This is a genomic window from Peptacetobacter hiranonis (genome assembly GCF_008151785.1).
GTDB lineage: Bacteria > Bacillota > Clostridia > Peptostreptococcales > Peptostreptococcaceae > Peptacetobacter > Peptacetobacter hiranonis.
Window position 1 is genome coordinate 2,208,574 of the sequence record NZ_CP036523.1, and the last position, 21,572, is coordinate 2,230,145.

Sequence of the window (21,572 nt, forward strand, 5' to 3'; positions counted from 1 at the left end):
CTCCGTTATAACTATTTAACCTCATTATTATTAATTATAGGGATTAGTAAATCTTTTAAATCTTGAACTGTTCCCTCTTTAAATCCGTCTTTTTTGATTATCATAACTACATCATTTCCTAGGATTATTACTAATTTATCCTTAGTTTCTCTCATCATATGCATATCAGCATATTTTAATTTTATCATCTTTGATCCACTTGTTATCATTTCTGCATGGTTATTAAAAAAGTTTACATTCTGAACCATTTCTTTACCGCCTTGAGCCTGTAATTTAGCTCTATACTGGCGTTTACCCATTTTAACTGGTAAATAATAGAATCTCCAAATAAGTATACCTATTGCAAGAAGTATAGAAGCTACTGCTGCAAAAGTTTTACCTTTATTTATTCCATAAAATCCCATAGCTATACCAAAAACACCAAAGAATAAACTCATTATAGAATAGTATTTTGGAATTCCAAATTTCATAACCTCTATCATATCTTTTTCGCTTATTTCATTTCTAGTCCTGATTGTCATATTTTCACCTCTTTTTGCGTAGTATAGTATATTATAACATAAAAAATCCCCGAATTTTAAAAAATCCGGGGAATCTATTAAACAATCTACAAATCAAATTTTAAATTAGAATAGTCCTGATATTACTCCGTTTTCATCAACGTCTATTCTTTCTGCTGCTGGAACTTTTGGAAGTCCTGGCATTTTCATGATAGCACCAGTAAGTGCTACTATAAATCCTGCACCAGCTGATACAGTTAAGTCTCTAACTGTTATTCTGAAGCCTTCTGGTCTACCAAGTTTAGTCTGGTCATCAGTTAATGAGTACTGAGTTTTTGCCATACATATTGGTAATTTATTAAATCCTAATCTTTCAAATTTAGCTATTTCTTTTTCAGCTTCTTTAGTGAAATCTACACCATCAGCTCCGTATATTTTAGTTGCTATTGCATTTATTTTTTCTTTTATTGATAGATCTTCTTCGTAGCAGAACTGGAAGTTGTTTTCTTCTTCGTCTATTAATCTTAAAACTTCTTTAGCTACTTCGATTCCACCTTCTCCACCTTTTGCCCAAACTTCAGATAATGCAACATTTACACCTAATTCTTTACATTTATCTTCTACTAATTTAAGCTCAGCTTCTGTATCCATTGGGAATCTATTTATAGCAACAACTGCTGGTAATCCAAATACTTTAGTTATATTTTCTACATGTTTTAATAAGTTTGGAAGACCTTTTTCAAGTGCTTCTAAGTTTTCTTCATTTAACTGATCTTTAGCTACACCACCGTTGTATTTTAATGCTCTTATTGTAGCAACTATTATAACTGCATCTGGTTTTAAATCAGCCATTCTACATTTTATATCTATGAATTTTTCAGCACCTAGGTCAGCACCGAATCCTGCTTCAGTTAATACATAATCTGAGAAATGCATAGCCATTTTTGTAGCTATAACAGAGTTACATCCATGAGCTATATTAGCGAATGGTCCACCATGTACAAATGCTGGTGTTCCTTCTAATGTCTGAACTAAGTTTGGTTTTAATGCGTCTTTTAATAATGCAGCCATAGCTCCATTAGCTTTTAATTCTCTAGCTGTTACAGGTTCTCCATCGTAGTTATAAGCAACTATTATGTCACCTAATCTTTCTTTTAAGTCAGCTATATCATTTGCTAAACAGAAAGCAGCCATTACTTCTGAAGCAACTGTTATATCGAATCCATCTTCTCTTGTTACACCGTCTACTCTTCTTCCTAATCCGTCTACAACATTTCTAAGCTGTCTGTCGTTCATGTCTACACATCTTCTCCAAGTTATGCTTCTTGTATCTATGTTAAGAGCATTTCCCTGATGTATGTGGTTGTCAAGCATTGCAGCTAATAAGTTGTTTGCAGCTCCTATTGCGTGGAAGTCACCTGTGAAATGAAGGTTTATATCTTCCATTGGCACTACCTGTGCATATCCTCCACCTGCAGCTCCACCTTTTATACCGAAAACTGGTCCTAATGATGGTTCTCTAAGAGCAACTAATGCATTTTTCCCTAATCTTGAGAATGCATCTGCAACACCTATTGTTGTAGTTGTTTTACCTTCTCCTGCTGGAGTAGGGTTTATTGCTGTTGCAAGTATTAATTTAGCTTTTTTCCCTGTATCTTTTTTTAATAAGTTGTAGTCAACTTTTGCTTTATATTTTCCGTAAAGTTCTATATCGTCTTCTGAAAGACCAACTTTTTTAGCAACCTCTCTTATGTCTAAAGGTTTAGCCTCCTGTGCTATTTCGATATCAGATTTGAATCCCATGTTAATTCCCTCCAACTAATAATTTTGATTTTATAGATAAAAATATTTTTTTACGTTCCTATATTTAGATTATATTCAAAAACACGAATAATTTCAAGTATTTTTTCAAAATCATTCTTGTTATTATATTTTTCATATTGTTTAATAGTCGTTGTAGTTCTATTTTGTAGCTATAGCTCCATATGCTATAGAATATAATTTAGACTCATGTGTATCAGCCCTTGAAACTAGTACAACTGGAGCCTTTGCACCCATAATTATACCAGCAGACTTAGCATTTGCCATATATGTAAGCGCTTTACCTATCCCATTACCTGTTTCTATAGTTGGAACAAGTAAAATATCAGCATCTCCACCTACTTCACTCTCATATCCTTTTATTTTACATGCTTCTTCAGAAACAGCTAAATCAAATGCTATTGGTCCTTCAACAACAACCCCTTTTCCGAACATTCCATCCTTACACATAGATTTCAGTTCGTCTGCATCTAATGTAGCTTGCATCTTAGGATTTACTTTTTCCTTAGCTGCTAAACAAGCAACTTTTACAGTGTTTATTCCTAGAGATTTTGCAGCTTTTATAGCATTATCTGCTATTTTCTTTTTCTGAGATACATCTGGATCTATATTCATTCCACCATCAGTAAGAATTAAAAGTTTGTGGTATGATGGTACCTCATAAATCATAACATGACTTAGTAAACTATCAGTTCTAAGTCCATATTCTTTATTCAACACTTCTTTTAATATAATAGAAGTATCTAGTAAGCCTTTCATAACATAATCAGCTTTACCAGATGATACTAATTTTACAGCCTTTTCAGCGCACAGTTTTAAATCACTCTCATCGATAACTTCTACATTATCTAAATTAAAATTGATTTCACTAGCTATTTTTCTAATCTTATCTTCTTCCCCAATAAGAATAGCTTTTATAATATCCATTTCACAAGCGTCTTTAACAGCTAGTAATACTTCTTCGTCATGTGCAGCTGCAACAGAAAGAACAGCTTTTTTATCACACGATTTTAGCTCATTAAAAATATCGTCTAATTTTTTTATCATCGCTCCACCTCCAGATGTATTTTTATAATAAATATTTTAAAAATATTTTATCCTATATTCTCTCTTTTTTCCTTAGAAATTAAAAATTCTATATACTGATGTTTTACTTCTTTTGCATCAAAGTTTACTATTTTAAAAACAATCCGCATAACAACACCCATTCCAAATGCGCTTAAAAGAGTCCCTACTCCAACAGGTCCTCCAAGGAAGTACCCTATAATTAATACTATTACTTCTATACAACTTCTTATAAGTCCAATAGGTTTTCCTGTTCTTCTATGGAATAAAAGCATCATACCATCTCTCGGACCTGAGCCCATTCCAGCTCCTATATACCACCACATACATATAGAAAGTAGTGTAAGACCTATTATTACCATTGAAACACTCATTAAAAATCCACTAGTATGAGGAACAAAATCTAAGTACATTATTAAATCTATGAACAATCCAAAAAATATCATATTTAAAACAGTTCCCCATCCAATATACTCTCCAGATATCTGGTCCAAAATTATAACCAACAGAGAAACCATAATAGACGCCTGACCTATAGTAATTCCTAACATTTGAGAAATACCTATATGCAACACATCCCATGGTGCAACACCAATATTTGCATTTATCATAAATACCGTACCTGTAGCACCTATAAAAAATCCTGCAAATAACCTAATGAGCCTAAACAAACTCACTCTCTCACTATTCTTAGCCTTTTCCAAAATCTCTACCCTCTCCCTAAAAAAATTCTACTAATATAAGTTTATAACTTTTTCGTAAATAAGTAAATTACAAGAAAAAATATACGATGATTTATTTATAAAACTCAAAAATGATTAAACATTTTCAGGATTTATAAATATTTCCTACTCTCATTATACAAAATGCTTGTTTAAGAGAATTAACAATAAATATAGATAAGTTTAATACTGTAAACAAAAAAATAATAACTATTTATCGCACGACAATCTGCAGATGGATGACAATTCCTTGATTTTTCAAGGATTTCAGTCATCCATCGAAGCCTGGAGGCGAAAATAGTTATTATTTTTTGTTTTTAATATTAATTTTTTATCTATATTTATTTAATTCTCTTAAACAAGCATTTGTAACCTCATCCATTGGATCAAGTTCATAAGCTCTTTCTATGTAGTAAGCTGCATCATCCATATTTCCATTGTTGAAATATGCCATTCCTAGATTACAAAGTATCTCTGGGTCTTCTTTTCTAAGCTTAGCAGCTTTTTCAAAGTATTCTATAGCTCCTTCAAGGTTGTATTTCTGAGCTTCTAAAAGTCCCATTTCAACAAGAGTATCAACCTGAGTTGGTCTTAACACTAATATTTTTTCAAAGTATTTCTGGGCATTTTCAATATCAGCCATACCTTTATATCCAAGTGCTATCATAAATAATAAGTTCCACCAATCTGGAAATTCATCTTCTAATGGAAGAAGTTTTTCTAATCCTTCTTCACATTTTCCAGAAAGAACTAGAGTATACCCTTCTTCATACTGAACTTTATAGTCCATCTTACCTAAATTATCTTGAATTTCGGCTACTATATCATCATCTAAGTCTAATTTTAAAGCTTCTTCCCAAGTTAATTTAGATTTTATATACTGGTCCTGATTGTAGTAATGATATCCTAACTGATAATAAGCTAGACCAAAGTTTGGATCTATATTTATTACTCTTTCTAATTTATCAAGTGCATCAAGTAAAAAGTCATTTACAGCTTTTGCATCTTCATCTTTTTTATACTGTTCTGCTATCTGCTGACAAATTATAGCATAGTGATATAATCCATTTACATCTTCTGGATATTTATTTACTAATGATTTCATATATATTAATGAATCTGTGTATTCACCTATTTCAAAGTATTTATTAGACATATATCCCATATATGCTTTTAAATCTAAATCTAATCCCTTAGCAAGTGCTTCTATAAATTTATCGTATTCTTCATTGTATTTGAATGTAGAATCTATCCCCATTATATAAATCATTGCATCTGCTATAGACATAGAGTTTAAGCTTTCCTGAGCAGTTTTGTCTTTTATTCCTTTTACAAGAACCTCATTTTTTATTGGAACGTCAAGCCCTTCTGCTGGAATATCATATCCTTTTATCTTAAAATCTCCGTCTGCTTTCAGAGTTATAAAAGCAAGCTCATCTGTCTTTTTAAGAAGGTATTTTTCTATTTTATATTTCATATTTATTCACCTTTCCTTTTTTGTATATTCAACTAAATTTCCACTCTATAGGATAGAGATTTTTCAAATATCTTTGAAATATCATAATCGAACATCACTATATTGTCAATCTTTTCAGGATTTATCATAATACTTTCTTTTAATGCCTCTACATCGTATCTAAATGGCTCAAACTGAACATATTTTATTATCATTTTAGCTGGAGTATCGAAGTGTTTTGGAATATACTTCTTAACATTATCATCATCCTGAAGGAATACATGACATCTATTTTTAAAGTCCTCAGGATAATTTCTAACAAAGAAATCTGGTACATTGCTAGTTTTTCCAAGAGATACATAATCGTATTTTAGAATATCTCTAAATAATTCTATATCCTCTCCAATTCTTTCTTCATAAAAATCTAATAAAATTTTATAGTTCTGATTTTTTCCCTGACCTGCATCAAAGTACCCATTTGAGTCGTGGTACTCAGCAAATTCTTCATAGAATTTGAATGGAGACTCTCTATAATATCTCTTTACAATAAATTCCATAGACATTTTAAAGTTTCCTGAGTTGTAGTATCTTTCAACCATTTCCTCTATATCTTTTAGTTTTAATATTTCTCCATAAGAAATATATTTATTAGATAATACCTCGTAAGGAGGATATGATTTATACTCAAAACCATGCATATCAGCCATTTTTCTTATTCCAGTTCCCTTAATCATCTTTAAAAATCCTAGCTGAAGCTGCTCGATTTCTAAATTATATACATCATTAAATGATTTTTCAAACCCTTTGTACCCTTCATAAGGTAAACCTGCTATTAAATCTAGGTGCTGATGTATATTTTTATAAGATTCTATCTGTTTTACAACTTTAGATAATTTTACAAAATCGTCTTTTCTTCCACATGCCTCAAGTACATTTTGGTCTGTAGACTGAACACCTATTTCAAACTGGAATAAACCTGGCTTACAGTCTTTTAAGAATTCCAACATCTCATCGTCAATTAAATGAGCAGTTACCTCAAAATGATATGTCGTAAATCCATTATCATTTTCCATAAGGAATTTCATTATATCCATAGCAGTTTTTTTCTTCGCATTGAATGTTCTATCTATAAACTTTATCTGTGCAACTCTGGCATCTATAAGATTTTTTAAATCTTTTTTAACTCTATCCAAGCTAAAATATCTAAGACCTTTAATTGCTGATGATAGGCAGTACTGACAGTTAAATGGACATCCTCTTGAAGATTCATAGTAAACTATTCTATTTTCGTATTCTTTAGGATCCATATTATCATATGGACTAGGGATTAAATCTAAATCCTGTAGATAAGGTCTTTCTTCATTAACTACAACTTTTTCTCCATCTCTCCAAACAAGACCTTTTATATCAGCTGCATTCATTTTGCCGTTTAACATTAAGCAAACATCTCTAAATGTAACCTCACCCTCGCCATAAAGAATATAGTCTATAAATTTATGCTCTTTCATTAAGTTTTCGCTGTCGTAACTAACCTCAGGTCCACCTAAACCTATTATTAAATTAGGCATAACCTTTTTTAAATTTTCGCAAAGGCTCATTATATCTACAACATTCCAAATATATACAGAGAAAAATACAGCATCATATCCACCTTTGTATATATCCTTTAAAATATAATCAGCCTGATTATTTATCGTATATTCTCTTATTTCTGTTTCCTGTACATCTTTTGCAAATTCTTTTAAATATCTTATCGCTAAATTTGTATGAATAAATTTAGAGTTAAGGGTTGTAAGTAATATCTTCAAAAAATCACCCTCCAAAATTCTTTTTATATTTATTTTTGCAATATTTTCATCTATTTCAGTTTAATATTGCAACATTCTCATCTTTCCTTGTATTTTGTTCTTTATTTTATTATTATAATAATTGTAGGTAATATATTATAATCGTCTATTTTGACAGAAAGGATAGCTATCATGGAAAAATTCGAAAAAGTCTCACTTAATGATTTATCTGTTCAAGATCTTCTTCTTATAATAAAAGCCCTTGAATACACTAACGAAAATACTAAACTAAATGTATTTGGCGATCTTAGAAATAATCTTGTAAAAGAGCTTTGTTTCCTTACTGAAACAACTGAAGAAGAATTTCTTTCTTATATCGAATCTAAATCAGAATAATTCTAATTAAGATTTTTTAGCAAATCTAAAGCAGTACTCTCCTGATTTAGCTTGCACATTTATTTTTAATAAATTTCCATTTATAATCTTTGATTTTACTGTAAGCTTGTTTAATATAGGGTCTTGAATCGAATCACCCTCATTTAACGAAATAATTTCCAGCGGATTTGCCTTAGCATGATACTCTTTTTTATTAATTTTATATTTTTTAAGTTTTACAGTATATTCAGCCATGGAATCCACAAAGTCTATATTCTCTATTTCCGTTGAAATCTTTTGACCTAATAGCGAGAATAGGACTTTTTTTATTGAATCTATATCATACTTTTCATCTCTATCTTCAACATATATATCAAAAATAGCATCAAGTAATCCTGAGCATATATCACTACTAGAATTTCTCTTTCCATCTTTATACTCATCTATAGTCTTTATAAGACCAATTCTGTACATCTGGAATTTTACTACATTAGATTTTTCCATATCTATATTTAAAGAAATCACTCTTTCTTTTATCATGTCCATTATCTCATCATACTCAATAGATGGATTTTTTAATAAACTATGAATTAATTCACTGTAAATCAACGTTGCAATTAAATATTCGCTATACTTATTTTCAATTTTAAAGTACATAACATATTTTTTTACAAGTTCAACAAGCTCTTTATCACATTTTTCTCCAGCATTATTTCCCAATATTACCGGAAGAAAAATATTTAAAAGATTTTCACCATTGTACTCAGCTCCATAAAACTTATAATATCTAAGCTCATCTCTAAGTCTATTATTATCTACAAATAAATATCTCTGCTTAAAATCATCTATTAGACATTTTGTATTTACAAGCATTAACATTTTTATTATATCACTATCTGTATCAAACGCACTTATATAGGCATTTTTTACAAAATTATCTATTTGATTTTCCATAATTTCACCTCTAATTTAAAAAAAGAGGCTTATAAAAATAAACCTCTCTCTTTACTCTAAACTACTTTAAATCTAAAAACTACATTTTGTGTGGTGCGTGCATTCCTAATAATGCAAGACCATTTTCTATTGACTGTCTTGTAGCTTCAACAAGAGCAAGTCTTGCTTTTCTTAATTCTGCATCGTCTACAAGTATTGGGTTGTCATGATAGAATTTATTGAATGCCTGAGCAAGATCTAGTACAAATCTTGTTACTATATGAGGCTCATTTTTCTTCATTGATGCAAGTATACATTTGTTGAATGATTCTATAACTTTTAGAACTTCTGAGCTTCCTTCATCAGAAAGTAGGCTGTAATCTATATCAGAAGTAACCTCTTCGTTAGCTTTTCTTAATACTGCACAACATCTAGCGTGAGTGTACTGTACATAAGGTCCAGTTTCTCCATCAAAGCTAAGTGTTTTATCCCAAGAGAATGTGTAGTCTTTTATTCTGCTGTTTGATAATTCCTGGAATACTACTGCACCTACACCTACCTGTTTAGCTATTTCATCAACATTTTCAGCGTTAGGATTCTTAGTAAGTATTATATCTTTAGTTTTTTCTATTGCCTGTCTTAAAACGTCTTCAAGGAATACTACTCTACCTTTTCTAGTAGACATTGTTCCACTTTCAAGAGCAACCATACCAAATGGAACGTGAACAAGGTCTTTAGACCATTCGTATCCCATAAGTTCTAGTACTTTGAATAACTGCTGGAAGTGAAGTGCCTGCTGAGAACCAACTACATATAAACATTTATCGAAATCATAAGTTTCTTTTCTGTATATAGCAGCTGCTAAATCTCTTGTCATATATAATGTTGAACCGTCTTTTTTAGTTATAAGAGCTGGAGTTAAATTATATGCGTCAAGATTTACTATATTTGTTCCTTCAGATTCTTCTAGTAATCCTTTTTCTTTTATTAAATCTATTACTCTATCCATTTTATCTGAATAGAAACTTTCTCCTGCGTATGAATCGAATTCTATATCTAAAAGGTCGTAAACTCTTGAGAATTCTTTTAAACTTTCATCTCTGAACCACTGCCATAAAGCTTTAGCTTCTTCATCACCGTTTTCTAATTTTGTAAACCATGCTCTAGCTTCATCTTCCATTTCTGGATGTACTTCAGCTTCATCGTGGAATCTTACGTATAATTTTAATAATTCTGGTATTGGGTTGCTTTCTACTGTTTCTTTATCTCCCCATAATTTGAATGCTACTATTAATTTACCGAACTGTGTTCCGTAGTCACCAAGATGGTTTATTCTAACCATATTGTATCCCTGAGAATTATATATTTTGTATAGTGCATTGCCTATAACTGTAGTTCTTATATGCCCTATATGGAATGGTTTTGCTATGTTAGGAGAAGAGAAGTCAACTACAACAGTTTTTCCTTTTCCTAATTCACTTTTACCGTAGTTTTCTTTTTCAGTAAGAACTTTGTTTATAACTGTTTCAGCTAATTTTGATTTATCTACGAAGAAGTTCACATATCCTCCTAGCTGAACAACTTTTGATATAGATCCTTTTGGTTCTATCTTTCCTGCTATATCTTCAGCTATCATATTTGGCGCTTTTCTAAATATTTTAGCTAATTTAAAACAAGGGAATGCATAATCTCCCATTTCTTTATTAGGTGGTATTTCTATATAGCTCTGTATTTCTTCTAAAGTAAGGTCTTCTATCTGTTCCTTTAAAGCAGAAGCTACTTCTAATTTAAAATCCATTATTTCTTCCTCCTCAAATATTTTCTTTATATATTATTAATTTTCTTTATATTTTCCGTACAAAAATCATATTTTTTCGATTTTACATACTTACACTTATCTCTCTATGTTAAAACAATTTCAACTATTTTTCAAGGTGTTTAGACAATTTAATATGTCATTTTTTATTTTCATTTATTTTTGTCTTTTCTGTTCTAAATCTTTCTCGCTAATAGCTCTTATTCCGTTCATTTCAAATAATGCTGCAGTTACACCTTTCCCAACTTTCTTTATTCCTTTAAATTCTCCATTGTGTATTTTATTAACGCCACAAGAAGGACTTCCTTCTTTTAAAATAGCCAACTCAGCATCATACTTTTTAGCCTCTTCTAAACTAATCCGAGCACCCTTCATATACTCTTTTGTAACATCTACTCCCACTCTAGATATAACCTTACAATTTCCATCTATTACATCTTTTCCTTCTCCACCTATTATCTCTGCAGGCTCTCTTGGAGTAGAAAGGCCTCCTGTACATTCTGGGCAAATAGTTATGTATTCCTTTCCCTCTAAATAACTTAAAACAGCCTCATTTCTATTATTTCCACCACTGTACTTACAATTTTCTCCAACTAAACAAGCTGATACAACTACCATAACCTCATCCTCCTAATCTATATTAAAACTAATAAAAATAATAACTTTCTCATATACTAATTATACCTTTATCCACATGCTCTTGTCCTAAAATATTTTCCTAACAAAACATTAAAAAAATAAACTTTACTAATAAATATTCTCTATATTTTCTTATTAAAAAACATTTCTATAATTACAGGTCACAATTTACTAACATTAAAAAAATTTTATTAAATAGAAAAAAGGTGATGTTCAATCAAACAGCAACAATCTACAGACGATTTTTACATTAGCCTCGAACAACGTTCGAGATTTAAAAAAATCGTCGAAGCCTGGCGCGTTTGATGAACCTCACCTTTTTCTTTTAATCTATTATTTTAATGTTACAATTGTGACACCTACGCCACCTTCACCGTATCCACCCGGTCTTTTTTTCTTTACATGTTTATTCTTTTTAAGAACATCCTGAAGTCCTGTCTTTAATACTCCAGTCCCAACACCATGTATTACAGTTACCTGTTCTAAACCTGCAACTGTAGCATCATCAAGATACTTTTCAAGTTCAAGAGTTGCCTCTTCAAGATTCATTCCTCTTAAATCAACTTCTCCTTTTACTCTTCCTGATTTTGCTTTTATTACACTTCTAGTTTTCTTAGTAACTGTAGCCTGCTGCTGATTCTTAATTCTCTGAAGAGACTTATATGGTAGGGTCATCTTCATTATACCAATCTGTACAACTGCTTCTTTCTTTTTATCATCAGCTGAAACAACTGTACCTTCCTGGTTAAGTGTAATTACTTTTACATCTTCACCAACCTTTAAGTTTTTAATCTCCTTTGAAGCTACTTTAGGCACTATCATGCTCTTAACAGTAGGCTGTAGACTTCCCATTGAATCCGTCAATTCTTTTCTAAGCTGCTCAATCTGTCTATTTTTTTCTTTAGATGCTCTTTCTTGTTCTAATTCTCTAAGACGTTTTATTATTTCATCTACTTCTTCTTTTGCCTGTCTTGTTATAGAGAATGCCTCACTTCTAGCTCTTTCCATCATCTTTTCTTTCTGATTAGTTAGTTTTTCTAGTTTTTCGGCCTCTGCATCTCTTATCATCTGTATTTCAGTTTTTAATTTTTCAGCTTCTGCTCTATCTTCTTCTGCTTTTATTCTATTCTTTTCTACATTTTGAAGAAGGTCTTCAAGTTCTATATTTTCTGTATTTATAAATTCTTTAGCTCTATTTATAACAAATTCGCTAAGCCCTAATTTTTTCGATATTTCAAAGGCATTAGATTTTCCTGGCACTCCGATAAGAAGTCTATATGTTGGACTTAATGTTTCAACATCAAACTCAACCGCAGCATTTTCAACACCTTTTTTAGTAAGGGCATAGTTTTTAAGTTCACTGTAATGAGTAGTAGCTATACATTTTGCTCCTGCCATCCGAACATCTTCTAGTATTGCTATTGCAAGTGCTGCACCTTCTACTGGATCTGTTCCTGCTCCAAGTTCGTCAAATATTACTAAAGAATCTTCTGTAACCTTATCTAATATAGATACAATTCTAGTCATATGAGATGAGAATGTAGATAAACTCTGTTCTATACTCTGCTCATCACCTATATCTGCAAATATATTGTCGTATACACACATACTACTTCCAAAATCAGCTGGTATATGTAGACCACTCTGTGTCATAAGCGCAAATAAACCTACCGTTTTAATAGTTACTGTTTTACCACCTGTATTTGGTCCTGTTATAACTAATGTGTGGAATTCATCTCCAAGATATATAGTATTTGCAATAACTTTTTTAGGATCTAGCAATGGATGACGTCCATTTTTTATTACAAAGCTTTTGTCCTTATTAAGCTTAGGATCTATACCTTTCATTTCTAATGAAAGTTTACCTTTTGCAAATATAAAATCTATTTTTTCTAGTATTTCTTGATTTGATATAATCTCTCTAGCTATTTCACCTATCATCTTTGATAATTCAGCTAGTATTCTTTCAATTTCTTCTTGCTCATCTAATTTTAACTTTCTAAGCTCGTTGTTCATCTCAACTATGCTCATTGGCTCAATGAATAAAGTTGCACCAGATGAAGATTGATCATGTACTATCCCAGCTACAACAGATCTATATTCCGCTTTTACAGGAACAACAAATCTATCTCCTCTCATAGAAATAATACTATCTTGTAAGTATTTCTGGTATGTAGCTGAAGATATTATAGTATTTAGCTTTGATCTTATAGACTGATTTTTCTGTACGATTTTTCTTCTTATATCCCTAAGTGTATGAGATGCACTGTCTGCAATCTCTATTTCACTAACTATGGCATTGTATACTGCGTCTTCTATTTCCCTGTGTATGTAAAGAGATGTCGCAAGAGATTGTATTATAGGATAGTTAAAATCCTCTTCTTCCCCATCTCCAGATAAACTATTAGATAATACTCTAGCTGCTCTCAACGTATCAGCAACCATTAATAAACTTCCTGGATCAAGTGATGCTCCTATTTCCGCTCTCTTTACCTTATCTAAAACATCGTGTATCCCACCTAAGTTTACATGTCCTCTCTTTATTAAAATAGACTGTGCCTCTGTAGTTTCTTGCAATCTATACTGTACTTCTTCAAAATCAGAACTTGGTTCTAAATTTTCTATTTTATGAAGTCCTAAAGATGACGATGCTTTTGTTTTTAAAATTTCTATTATTTTATCAAACTCAAGAACTTTAAATGATTTATTGTCCATAATATCCCCTCTTTCTCAAAATTTTTTAAATTTATTAATCAATTTTTTTTATCAATTAAATTTAATATCTTTTATATTTATTTATGAAACGTTGAATTTTCGGACATATTGAGAAAATCGTTTTTTCTTTTTAAAAAAATTTTCAGATTTCAATATAAATTTGACGTTTTCCAATGTTTTTTTTTTAATTTTGTATTATACTGTTAATGTAGCTATTTAATATTATACATAAACATATAAAATTTGTATAATACAAAAGCAATTTTATTTATTATTATTTTATTCAGGAGGACTTTACAAATGTCAAATGTATTAGGACACTTAGAACCAAAAAGAGTTTTCGAAAACTTCGAAGCAATGAACCAGATACCAAGAGCTTCATATCATGAAGAAGCAGTTAGTAACTGGTTAAAAGAATTCGGTGAAAAATTAGGATTAGAAACTATCCAGGATAAAGTTGGTAACATAATAATCAAAAAACCAGCTACTCCAGGTTATGAAAATTGCCCAGCAGTTATACTTCAGGGACACATGGATATGGTTCCAGTTAAGGGAAAAGGATCTAACCACAATTTCGATACTGATCCAATAGAAATGAGAATAGTTGACGATATGATATACGCTAACAACACTACTCTTGGTGCTGACAACGGTATAGCAATAGCTATGTCTTTAGCTATATTAGAAGACAACACTTTAAAACACCCAGCTTTAGAAGCTGTATTCACTATAAATGAAGAAAGTGGTATGGACGGTGCTTATGCTCTAGATACTTCTTTATTAAAAGGTAAATACCTTCTAAACATAGACTCTGAAGAAGAAGGATGCTTCACTATAGGATGTGCTGGTGGTAAAACTCCACTTCTAACATTAGATAGAGAATACAAAGAAGCTTGCAGCTGCAAAAAAGCATTAAAATTCGCTGTTACTGATTTACTTGGTGGACATTCAGGACAGGAAATACAGTTACAGAGAGCTAATGCAACTAAATTAGTTGTAAGAATGTTAACTCAGCTTTCAGTTGATTTCGATTTAGCTGACTTAACTGGTGGTACTATGCACAATGCTATACCAAACCACGCTGAAGCTGTTATATTAGTAGAAGATGTTGATGCTGTTAAAGCTGAATTAGAAGCATTATACAACAAAATGAGAGCTGAATTCGCAGTTTCTGAACCTCATATGAACTTAGTATTTGAAGACGTTTCAGTTGAAAAAGTTTACACTGATGAATTCAAAACAAAATTATTAACATTATTAGCAGTATTACCACACGGTGTAAATTCTTACACAGTTAACGAAGATGGTACTTTAGATACTTCTCTTCCAGAAAGTTCAACAAACATGGCTATAGTTGAAAACGTTGGAGATCAGGTTAAAGTTACTTTCTCTATAAGAAGTGCTAAAGAAACTATAAAAGAAGAAATAGCTAAGAGAGTTGAATTACTTGCTGCTGCTTTAGGATGCAAATTCGAAATAATAGCAGGATACCCAGCTTGGGAAGTAATACCTCACTCTACTATAGAAAAAATATGTACAGATTCTTGGGTTAAAATAACTGGTAAAACTCCAGCTATAATAGCTATACATGCAGGACTTGAATGTGGTCTTCTTCTTGACAAAATGGAAGGTGTAGAAGCTATATCTATAGGACCTGATATGTTCGATGTTCACTCTGAAAAAGAACATTTAAGCATACCATCAACTAAAAACTGCTACGAATTCGTTCTAGATGTATTAGAATCTATGAACCAGTACTAAAATTAAAAGTACAAAATTAAAACTGAATAAATAATAGATTAAAAGAGATTGTTTCTTTAAGATTCAATCTCTTTTTTATTATCATAATACTTAAATCTCAAAAAATAAAAAATAGACACCATCTCTTTAAGTTTCACTTCTGAGATGGTGTCTATAATATATCACCGTTTTTCTTTATCATATTTTTTACCTTTCCTTTTCCACAATCTATATTAATTTTAATTGTAATATTATTTTTTATATCATCTAATTAAATTCGCTTAATTGTTTCTCTTTTAGATGATTTTATCTATTTTATCAATGTGTTATATTTTGTAACACTTGTTAGTATGTAACGAATCTTTTTAAGATCCACTTGCTTTATCCTTTATTTTTAACTTATTTGTACTGATTTTACTTCTTTAATCTTGGAGGTTTTAATTTGTAATAGCTAATGTAAACTCTATGCTGGATGTTTTGTTTAATCTTTAACTTTTCATTGGACTCACCACTTCCTTTTTATATTAGCTACTTTAGCTGTATTCGAAGATTTCTAAATTTAGATTTATTTTAAAAGCTTTTTTATCTTCTTCTTTAATTAGATTATACCCCCACTTTTGCAAGATGTCAACTATTTTTCAGAATATTTTTTGAATTTATCCTTAAATATTCTTCCTGCTCAGATTTTAATATTTGATTAAACAAGATCCAACCTTGATTATTACATACATCAACTACAAAAAAATCAAAAAAAATTATAGACACCATCTTTGCCAATTTTCTTTGACCTTCTAGAGATGGTGTCTATAATGTATCACCGTTTTTCTTTACCATTTTTTTACCTGTCCTTTTTAGAATTTTAATTAATATTTAGCTTTAATTATCCTTTTGCAAATTATTTTAGTTTATATTTTTTATCATATTAGATTATAATGCGATTAATGTAACTTTGAACTACTTTTCTCGGAGGTTTTTTCTGTTACTTACTACTTTGCTGGATGAAGTTTAATTGCTTTAATGTTTAGAGAATAGATTTTTATTTATTCTTTATATTTTCATTGGACCCACCACTTTCTTTTTTCTTATTTTTGGATTCTATCCAAATCTTCCAATTAACTTAATCTTTTTATTAGATTTAGTTTTGAAAAAGTGTTTTTATCTTTTTCTTTAATTAGATTATACTCTCTATTTTGCAAGCTGTCAATTATTTTTCAGAATCTTTTATTAATTCTTTCTTTTTAAAGTACAACAAGACATTCAATCAAAAAAGGCAAGATATTTTTTAAATACCTTGCCTTTTTTACATATAAAAGTTTTTATATATTATTTTCTAAAGTTAATTTTTTATCATTTTTTGAAGTTTTTTCAAAAAATATTTCTCTTTTCTCAAAATTTCTAATTAGATCCAGAGTATTCTTCTTTTAATGCCTTGCTCAAATAGCTAAGAACATCTGGCGGAACTGTATTTTCTGTAGATGGCGCCAATGCTATTGCCTTTTCAGCTACACCATACTGAGTATTTTTTCCACCTTTAAAAGAATCTCCTCCATCATATACCATTGCACATAAATCATAAACAGCTTTTGAGTAACTTTTTGTTATTGATGCAACTACCTTATCTTTAGAATAATGATACTGATCCTTGTTTACTGCTATAATTTTTGAATAATTGCTATTAATAGAATCTATAGCTGCCTTTGAGTCGTCTTCTGTAGGAGCAAATAATATATCAGCTCCATAATATTCTACATCTACAAATGCATTTTTTGCATCCTCATATGATTCATAAATATTTACATTTCTTGATATTATTTCTGGATTTTTATCATTTGCTTTTTTTAGACCTTTTTCAAATCCCTGTCTATACGCATTTTCACTGCTTCCACTCGTTCCACTTATATATCCAACTTTATTCTTAGCTGTCATTTTTCCAGCTATAAATCCTGCTATAAATCCAGATCTTTCATCATCAAATGTTATAGTAGTTAAATTTTTAGGCATATCTCCATCTACTGTAGCATCTATTAATGCAAAGTCTTGGTTGGGATATTTTTGAGCATACACACTTATTATACTTTCAAATCTAGGTCCTGCACCTATTATTAGAGCAGTTTTTCCACCTTTTACAAGAACCTCTATATTACTCTTTATATCATCTTTGCTTGAACATTTTATAAATCTTCCATCTATACCAAGACCAGATTCAGCCTCTTCAAGTCCTGCTCTTGCTGATGAAATAAGTGCTTCCCCTGCGCCACCTTCTGCATCAGTTAAAAGAGTTACATTCACTAAATCTGATACTGGCTCTTCTTTTTCTTTTTCCTTGCTAATCATGCCGCATCCGCTAAGACTAGTAGCAATCATAATAGCCGAAAGAGATGAAATTATAAATTTTTTTAACCTCATCTTGCCCTCCATAAAAAATAATTATTCTATTTCTTTAAACAAATAATTCCCATTGCTCCAGGTCCTGAATGAGTTCCTATTCCTGTTCCTATCTGGAATAACTCTATATTATCTGGATGAAGTTCTTCTTTTACACAATCCATAAATTTCTTTATTTCATCTTCATCGTTATCAGTATATCCCACATATACAGTCTGTCCTGAAAGTTCACCACATTCATCCTTTGTCAATTCTACCATTTTAGATACTAAATTTCTCTTACCTCTTACCTGTGATAACTGTGATACTAAACCATCTTTTACATATAATATAGGTTTGATATTTAGTATATTTCCTATAGCAGCCTTAGTAGAAGAAATTCTTCCACCTTTCTGAAGGTATTCAAGCGTATCTGTACAGAACATTACAAATACTTTTTCTTTCATAGCTTCAAGCGCTTCTACTATTTCATCTATAGTTTTTCCTTCTTCTCTTAACTTAATTGCTTCTATAACATATCTAGCTATACCATAACAAACCTGCTGAGAATCAAAAACTCTTATATCTCCAGACATATCATTTTTTGCCATTATTGCACTCTGGCAAGTCCCTGTTGCTGAAGAAGAAGCAGCTATATATAGTATACTAGTATCCTCATCATTGTTATATTTTCCAAATATTTCTTTAAACTGTCCATATGTTACCTGAGAAGTTTTTGGATATACATTTTCATTTCTTAACATTTTATAAAAATCATCTTTTGAAATATCTATACCATCTCTATATTCTTTTTCCCCGATTATTACAGTTAGTGGTATCATTTCTATATCATTCTGCTCTACTATGCTTTTGTCTAAATCACAAAGACTATCGCATATTATTTTTATTTTGCTCATATCTATTCTCCTCCTGTTTATCTCATTCCTGGGTAATCTAGCTGTCTAAGTGCTTCGTACGTCATAACCGCAACAGCATTAGAAAGATTTAAACATCTAGCTCTTTCTAAATCAAGCATTGGTATTCTTGCGCAATCTTCTATATGTCTTTCTATTATTTCCTTAGATAAGCCTTTTGTTTCGCTTCCAAAAACAAGAAAACATCCATCTTTATACTCTACATCAGTATGAGTTCTTTTAACTTTACTTGTCCCCAAAACATACTGTGCATCTGGATACTGAGCTTCTAATTCTTCAAAGTTTTCATATATCTTAACATCTGCTATATCCCAATAATCAAGACCACATCTTTTAAGATGTTTATCTGTTAATTCAAACCCTAAAGGTTTTACAAGATGTAATTTTGCCCCTGTAACTGCACATGTTCTTATTATATTGCCTGTATTATGTGGTATTTCAGGCTCAACCAAAACTATATTAACTGCCATCTATTTGCCTCCTAAATATACTATTTCTATAAATCATTTATTTTATTCAATAGTATTCCTCATTTTAAAGTATTCTCAGTCTTTTATTTTACTATCTCTAAAAAATAATTACAATGCTTTTTTATCGGGCAGTCGGTACATTCTGGCTTTCTAGCTTTACACATTCTTCTTCCTAAAAAGATAAATAAATGATGTGCTTTTGACCATCTTTCCTTAGGAAGAACTTTCATAAGCTCAAATTCTGTCTTTTCTGGTGTAGATGTTTCAACAATTCCTATTCTATTTACTATTCTAAAAACATGAGTATCTACTGGAATTGCAGGATGTCCAAATGCATTACTTAAAACAACTCCTGCAGTTTTTCTTCCAACTCCTGGAAGTTTTATAAGCTCTTCTAAAGAGTCTGGAACCTCTGAATTATAATCATTGTATAAAATTTCTGATGTCATCTTTATCTTTTTAGCTTTACTTTTATAAAGACCACAAGTTTTTATCATTTCTCCTATTTCTTCCTCAGAAAGATCTGCAAACTGTTTTGGTGTATTGCAAACCTTAAACATTTCATCTGTTACCTTATTCACTCTAACGTCCGTACACTGAGCAGAAAGAATTGTCGCAACTAACAATTCAAAAGGAGTCGTATAATGCAACTCGCACTCAGCATCAGGATACTGAATCTCTAATAAATCTAAAATTTCTTTTATCTCTTCACTACTTTTTCCCATTAATCTTCCTCCAATATCTCAAGATTTCTCTTTATAATTCCCTTTCCTCTCCAAGAAAATGCTCTATTATAATATCTTCTTTTAAATTCTTTATTTGATATCCGATTTATCTCCTCTAAATCAAGCTTTTCAATTAAATCATTTTTAAATTCTTCAATATTTGTCATTTCAATATTCTTATTATGAGGACATACCTTTTGACACATATCACATCCAAAAATAATTTTATTTTCCTTGATTATATTCTTTTCATCGTCACTAAGTTCGCCTTTCTTTTGTGTTATATAAGAAAGACATTTCTTAGCATCCATATCATATCCTTCAAGAAGTGCATTTCCTGGACAGCTTTTTATACATTTTCCACATTTTAAACAGGTCTTTTCCAAAGGAACATCTTTTTCTATGTCTAGATTAGTAACAATATAACCAATAAAAACATATGATCCATATTTATCAGTTATTATACTGCCATTCATCCCCCAAAATCCTATCCCTGAAATATAAGCCAAATACCTGTCAACTAACGGCCCATTATCTACAAATATCTCCATTTTTATAGAATTTTCATTTGTACAATTTTCTCCATTAGAAAATTTTTCCTGTATTTTTTCACAGATATTGTTCATTATACCCCTAATTACTAAATGATAATCGTATCCTCTACAATAACAGGAAATATTAGAATCATTATTCTCTCCACAATAATATGGAAAAGCTGCAACTATTATCGACTTAGCATCCTCCATTATCAAAGTAGCATCAAGCCTTTTATCTATATCACTCTCTTCCATACCGCTAAGATGATTCTCATCTGCTCTCTTTTGCAAAATCTCTCTAATCTCATTTCCAAATTTTACTGGAGCAATTCCACAACACTCAACTCCATACTCTAAAAAAATTGATTTCACAATATCGTTTCTCGATTTTTTCTCTATACCTTCAAAACCATCTTTAATTAACAAAAATGCCTCCTCCTTTTTACTTCAGAAACATTCAATTTGATTTAACATCACTAAAAAAGTATAATGTTATTATTAATATGATAACACAAATTAAAAAAAGGTGGTAAATTATGATAAAACTGGTAATACCTGGTAGACCAATAAGTAAATCCAACTTCAAACTACACAACGTAAACGGACAGGCTTGGATGCCAGCAAAAGGTAAATATTCAAAATATCTAGCTTACGAAAACATGATTGCAGGATACGTAAACCAACAATATCAAGGTGAACAAATAGAAGAAAACCTAATAACAGTCATGAAACTATACTTCCCAAACAAAAAAATGGGAGATCTTCACAACTATCCAAAAAGCATCTGTGACGGACTAGAAAAAAGCGGAATAATAAAAAATGACAAACAACTAAAACCTGTAATGCTATTTGACTTCATAGACAAAGAAAACCCTAGAGTAGAAATAGAACTATACCCCGCATCAGAATACGCTATAGAATACAACATAGTAAAAAAATAGATAACAAAAAAGGCTGTTAACAATAGATTTGC

General features: G+C 30.7%; 18 protein-coding genes. 3 read left to right on the forward strand and 15 right to left on the reverse strand.

The features are described 5' to 3' along the window. Positions 1 to 11: 11 nt before the first annotated feature. The 6 genes from KGNDJEFE_RS10290 to KGNDJEFE_RS10315 all read right to left on the reverse strand — a co-directional run bounded on the left by KGNDJEFE_RS10290 (position 12) and on the right by KGNDJEFE_RS10315 (position 7,372). Positions 12 to 521, reverse strand: a complete 510-nt coding sequence (locus KGNDJEFE_RS10290) for a YcxB family protein (protein ID WP_006440675.1) — start codon at positions 519 to 521, stop codon at positions 12 to 14. Between the two features lie 105 nt (positions 522 to 626). Beyond that, positions 627 to 2,303 carry a formate--tetrahydrofolate ligase gene (locus tag KGNDJEFE_RS10295; protein WP_006440674.1) on the reverse strand — a complete coding sequence of 559 codons (1,677 nt, stop codon included), beginning with the start codon at positions 2,301 to 2,303 and terminating at the stop codon, positions 627 to 629. A 159-nt stretch (positions 2,304 to 2,462) separates the two neighbouring features. Continuing rightward, positions 2,463 to 3,368: a bifunctional enoyl-CoA hydratase/phosphate acetyltransferase gene (locus KGNDJEFE_RS10300; protein WP_006440673.1), complete on the reverse strand. Its 906-nt coding sequence runs from the start codon at positions 3,366 to 3,368 to the stop codon at positions 2,463 to 2,465. Positions 3,369 to 3,415: 47 nt separating this feature from the next. Further along, positions 3,416 to 4,090 carry a YczE/YyaS/YitT family protein gene (locus KGNDJEFE_RS10305; RefSeq protein ID WP_006440672.1) on the reverse strand — a complete coding sequence of 225 codons (675 nt, stop codon included), beginning with the start codon at positions 4,088 to 4,090 and terminating at the stop codon, positions 3,416 to 3,418. A 349-nt stretch (positions 4,091 to 4,439) separates the two neighbouring features. Further along, the gene (locus KGNDJEFE_RS10310) at positions 4,440 to 5,585 is read right to left on the reverse strand and encodes a tetratricopeptide repeat protein (protein ID WP_006440671.1); all 1,146 of its coding nucleotides are present in this window, start codon (positions 5,583 to 5,585) and stop codon (positions 4,440 to 4,442) included. A gap of 32 nt (positions 5,586 to 5,617) precedes the next feature. After that, on the reverse strand, positions 5,618 to 7,372 hold the full coding sequence (locus KGNDJEFE_RS10315) for a B12-binding domain-containing radical SAM protein (RefSeq protein WP_040410623.1): 1,755 nt from the start codon (positions 7,370 to 7,372) through the stop codon (positions 5,618 to 5,620). A gap of 171 nt (positions 7,373 to 7,543) precedes the next feature. Between KGNDJEFE_RS10315 and KGNDJEFE_RS10320 the strand changes: the two genes are divergently transcribed. Further along, the gene (locus tag KGNDJEFE_RS10320) at positions 7,544 to 7,747 is read left to right on the forward strand and encodes a hypothetical protein (protein WP_006440669.1); all 204 of its coding nucleotides are present in this window, start codon (positions 7,544 to 7,546) and stop codon (positions 7,745 to 7,747) included. Between the two features lie 6 nt (positions 7,748 to 7,753). Here KGNDJEFE_RS10320 and KGNDJEFE_RS10325 read toward each other — a convergent pair whose 3' ends face one another. From KGNDJEFE_RS10325 to KGNDJEFE_RS10340, 4 genes are all read right to left on the reverse strand, one after another. Continuing rightward, entirely contained in the window at positions 7,754 to 8,680 is a 927-nt protein-coding gene (locus KGNDJEFE_RS10325; RefSeq protein WP_006440668.1) for a hypothetical protein, read from the reverse strand. 79 nt (positions 8,681 to 8,759) lie between these two features. Beyond that, entirely contained in the window at positions 8,760 to 10,457 is a 1,698-nt protein-coding gene (argS, locus tag KGNDJEFE_RS10330; protein WP_006440667.1) for an arginine--tRNA ligase, read from the reverse strand. 174 nt (positions 10,458 to 10,631) lie between these two features. After that, positions 10,632 to 11,093 carry a 2-thiouracil desulfurase family protein gene (locus KGNDJEFE_RS10335; RefSeq protein WP_006440666.1) on the reverse strand — a complete coding sequence of 154 codons (462 nt, stop codon included), beginning with the start codon at positions 11,091 to 11,093 and terminating at the stop codon, positions 10,632 to 10,634. Positions 11,094 to 11,447: 354 nt separating this feature from the next. Then, positions 11,448 to 13,829 (reverse strand): endonuclease MutS2, encoded by a 2,382-nt coding sequence (locus tag KGNDJEFE_RS10340; RefSeq protein ID WP_006440665.1) that lies wholly within the window; start codon positions 13,827 to 13,829, stop codon positions 11,448 to 11,450. A gap of 300 nt (positions 13,830 to 14,129) precedes the next feature. Here KGNDJEFE_RS10340 and KGNDJEFE_RS10345 point away from each other — a divergent pair, with 300 nt between their 5' ends. Continuing rightward, positions 14,130 to 15,590 (forward strand): aminoacyl-histidine dipeptidase, encoded by a 1,461-nt coding sequence (locus KGNDJEFE_RS10345; RefSeq protein ID WP_006440664.1) that lies wholly within the window; start codon positions 14,130 to 14,132, stop codon positions 15,588 to 15,590. A 1,374-nt stretch (positions 15,591 to 16,964) separates the two neighbouring features. On the opposite strand, the gene KGNDJEFE_RS10350 is transcribed toward KGNDJEFE_RS10345, so the two are convergent. From KGNDJEFE_RS10350 to queG, 5 genes are all read right to left on the reverse strand, one after another. After that, positions 16,965 to 17,975, reverse strand: a complete 1,011-nt coding sequence (locus tag KGNDJEFE_RS10350; RefSeq protein ID WP_040410621.1) for a BMP family ABC transporter substrate-binding protein — start codon at positions 17,973 to 17,975, stop codon at positions 16,965 to 16,967. 26 nt (positions 17,976 to 18,001) lie between these two features. After that, the gene (locus tag KGNDJEFE_RS10355; RefSeq protein WP_006440661.1) at positions 18,002 to 18,850 is read right to left on the reverse strand and encodes a DegV family protein; all 849 of its coding nucleotides are present in this window, start codon (positions 18,848 to 18,850) and stop codon (positions 18,002 to 18,004) included. Positions 18,851 to 18,867: 17 nt separating this feature from the next. After that, positions 18,868 to 19,338, reverse strand: coding sequence for a tRNA (cytidine(34)-2'-O)-methyltransferase (locus KGNDJEFE_RS10360; RefSeq protein WP_006440660.1), 471 nt, complete (start codon positions 19,336 to 19,338; stop codon positions 18,868 to 18,870). A gap of 83 nt (positions 19,339 to 19,421) precedes the next feature. After that, positions 19,422 to 20,063: an endonuclease III gene (nth, locus tag KGNDJEFE_RS10365; protein ID WP_006440659.1), complete on the reverse strand. Its 642-nt coding sequence runs from the start codon at positions 20,061 to 20,063 to the stop codon at positions 19,422 to 19,424. Next, complete coding sequence (gene queG, locus KGNDJEFE_RS10370; RefSeq protein WP_006440658.1) at positions 20,063 to 21,025, reverse strand: tRNA epoxyqueuosine(34) reductase QueG; 963 nt, start codon at positions 21,023 to 21,025, stop codon at positions 20,063 to 20,065. The genes nth and queG overlap by 1 nt, the downstream gene beginning before the upstream one ends. Positions 21,026 to 21,135: 110 nt before the next feature. Here queG and KGNDJEFE_RS10375 point away from each other — a divergent pair, with 110 nt between their 5' ends. Further along, positions 21,136 to 21,540 carry a RusA family crossover junction endodeoxyribonuclease gene (locus KGNDJEFE_RS10375; protein ID WP_006440657.1) on the forward strand — a complete coding sequence of 135 codons (405 nt, stop codon included), beginning with the start codon at positions 21,136 to 21,138 and terminating at the stop codon, positions 21,538 to 21,540. The last annotated feature ends 32 nt before the right edge of the window (positions 21,541 to 21,572 follow it).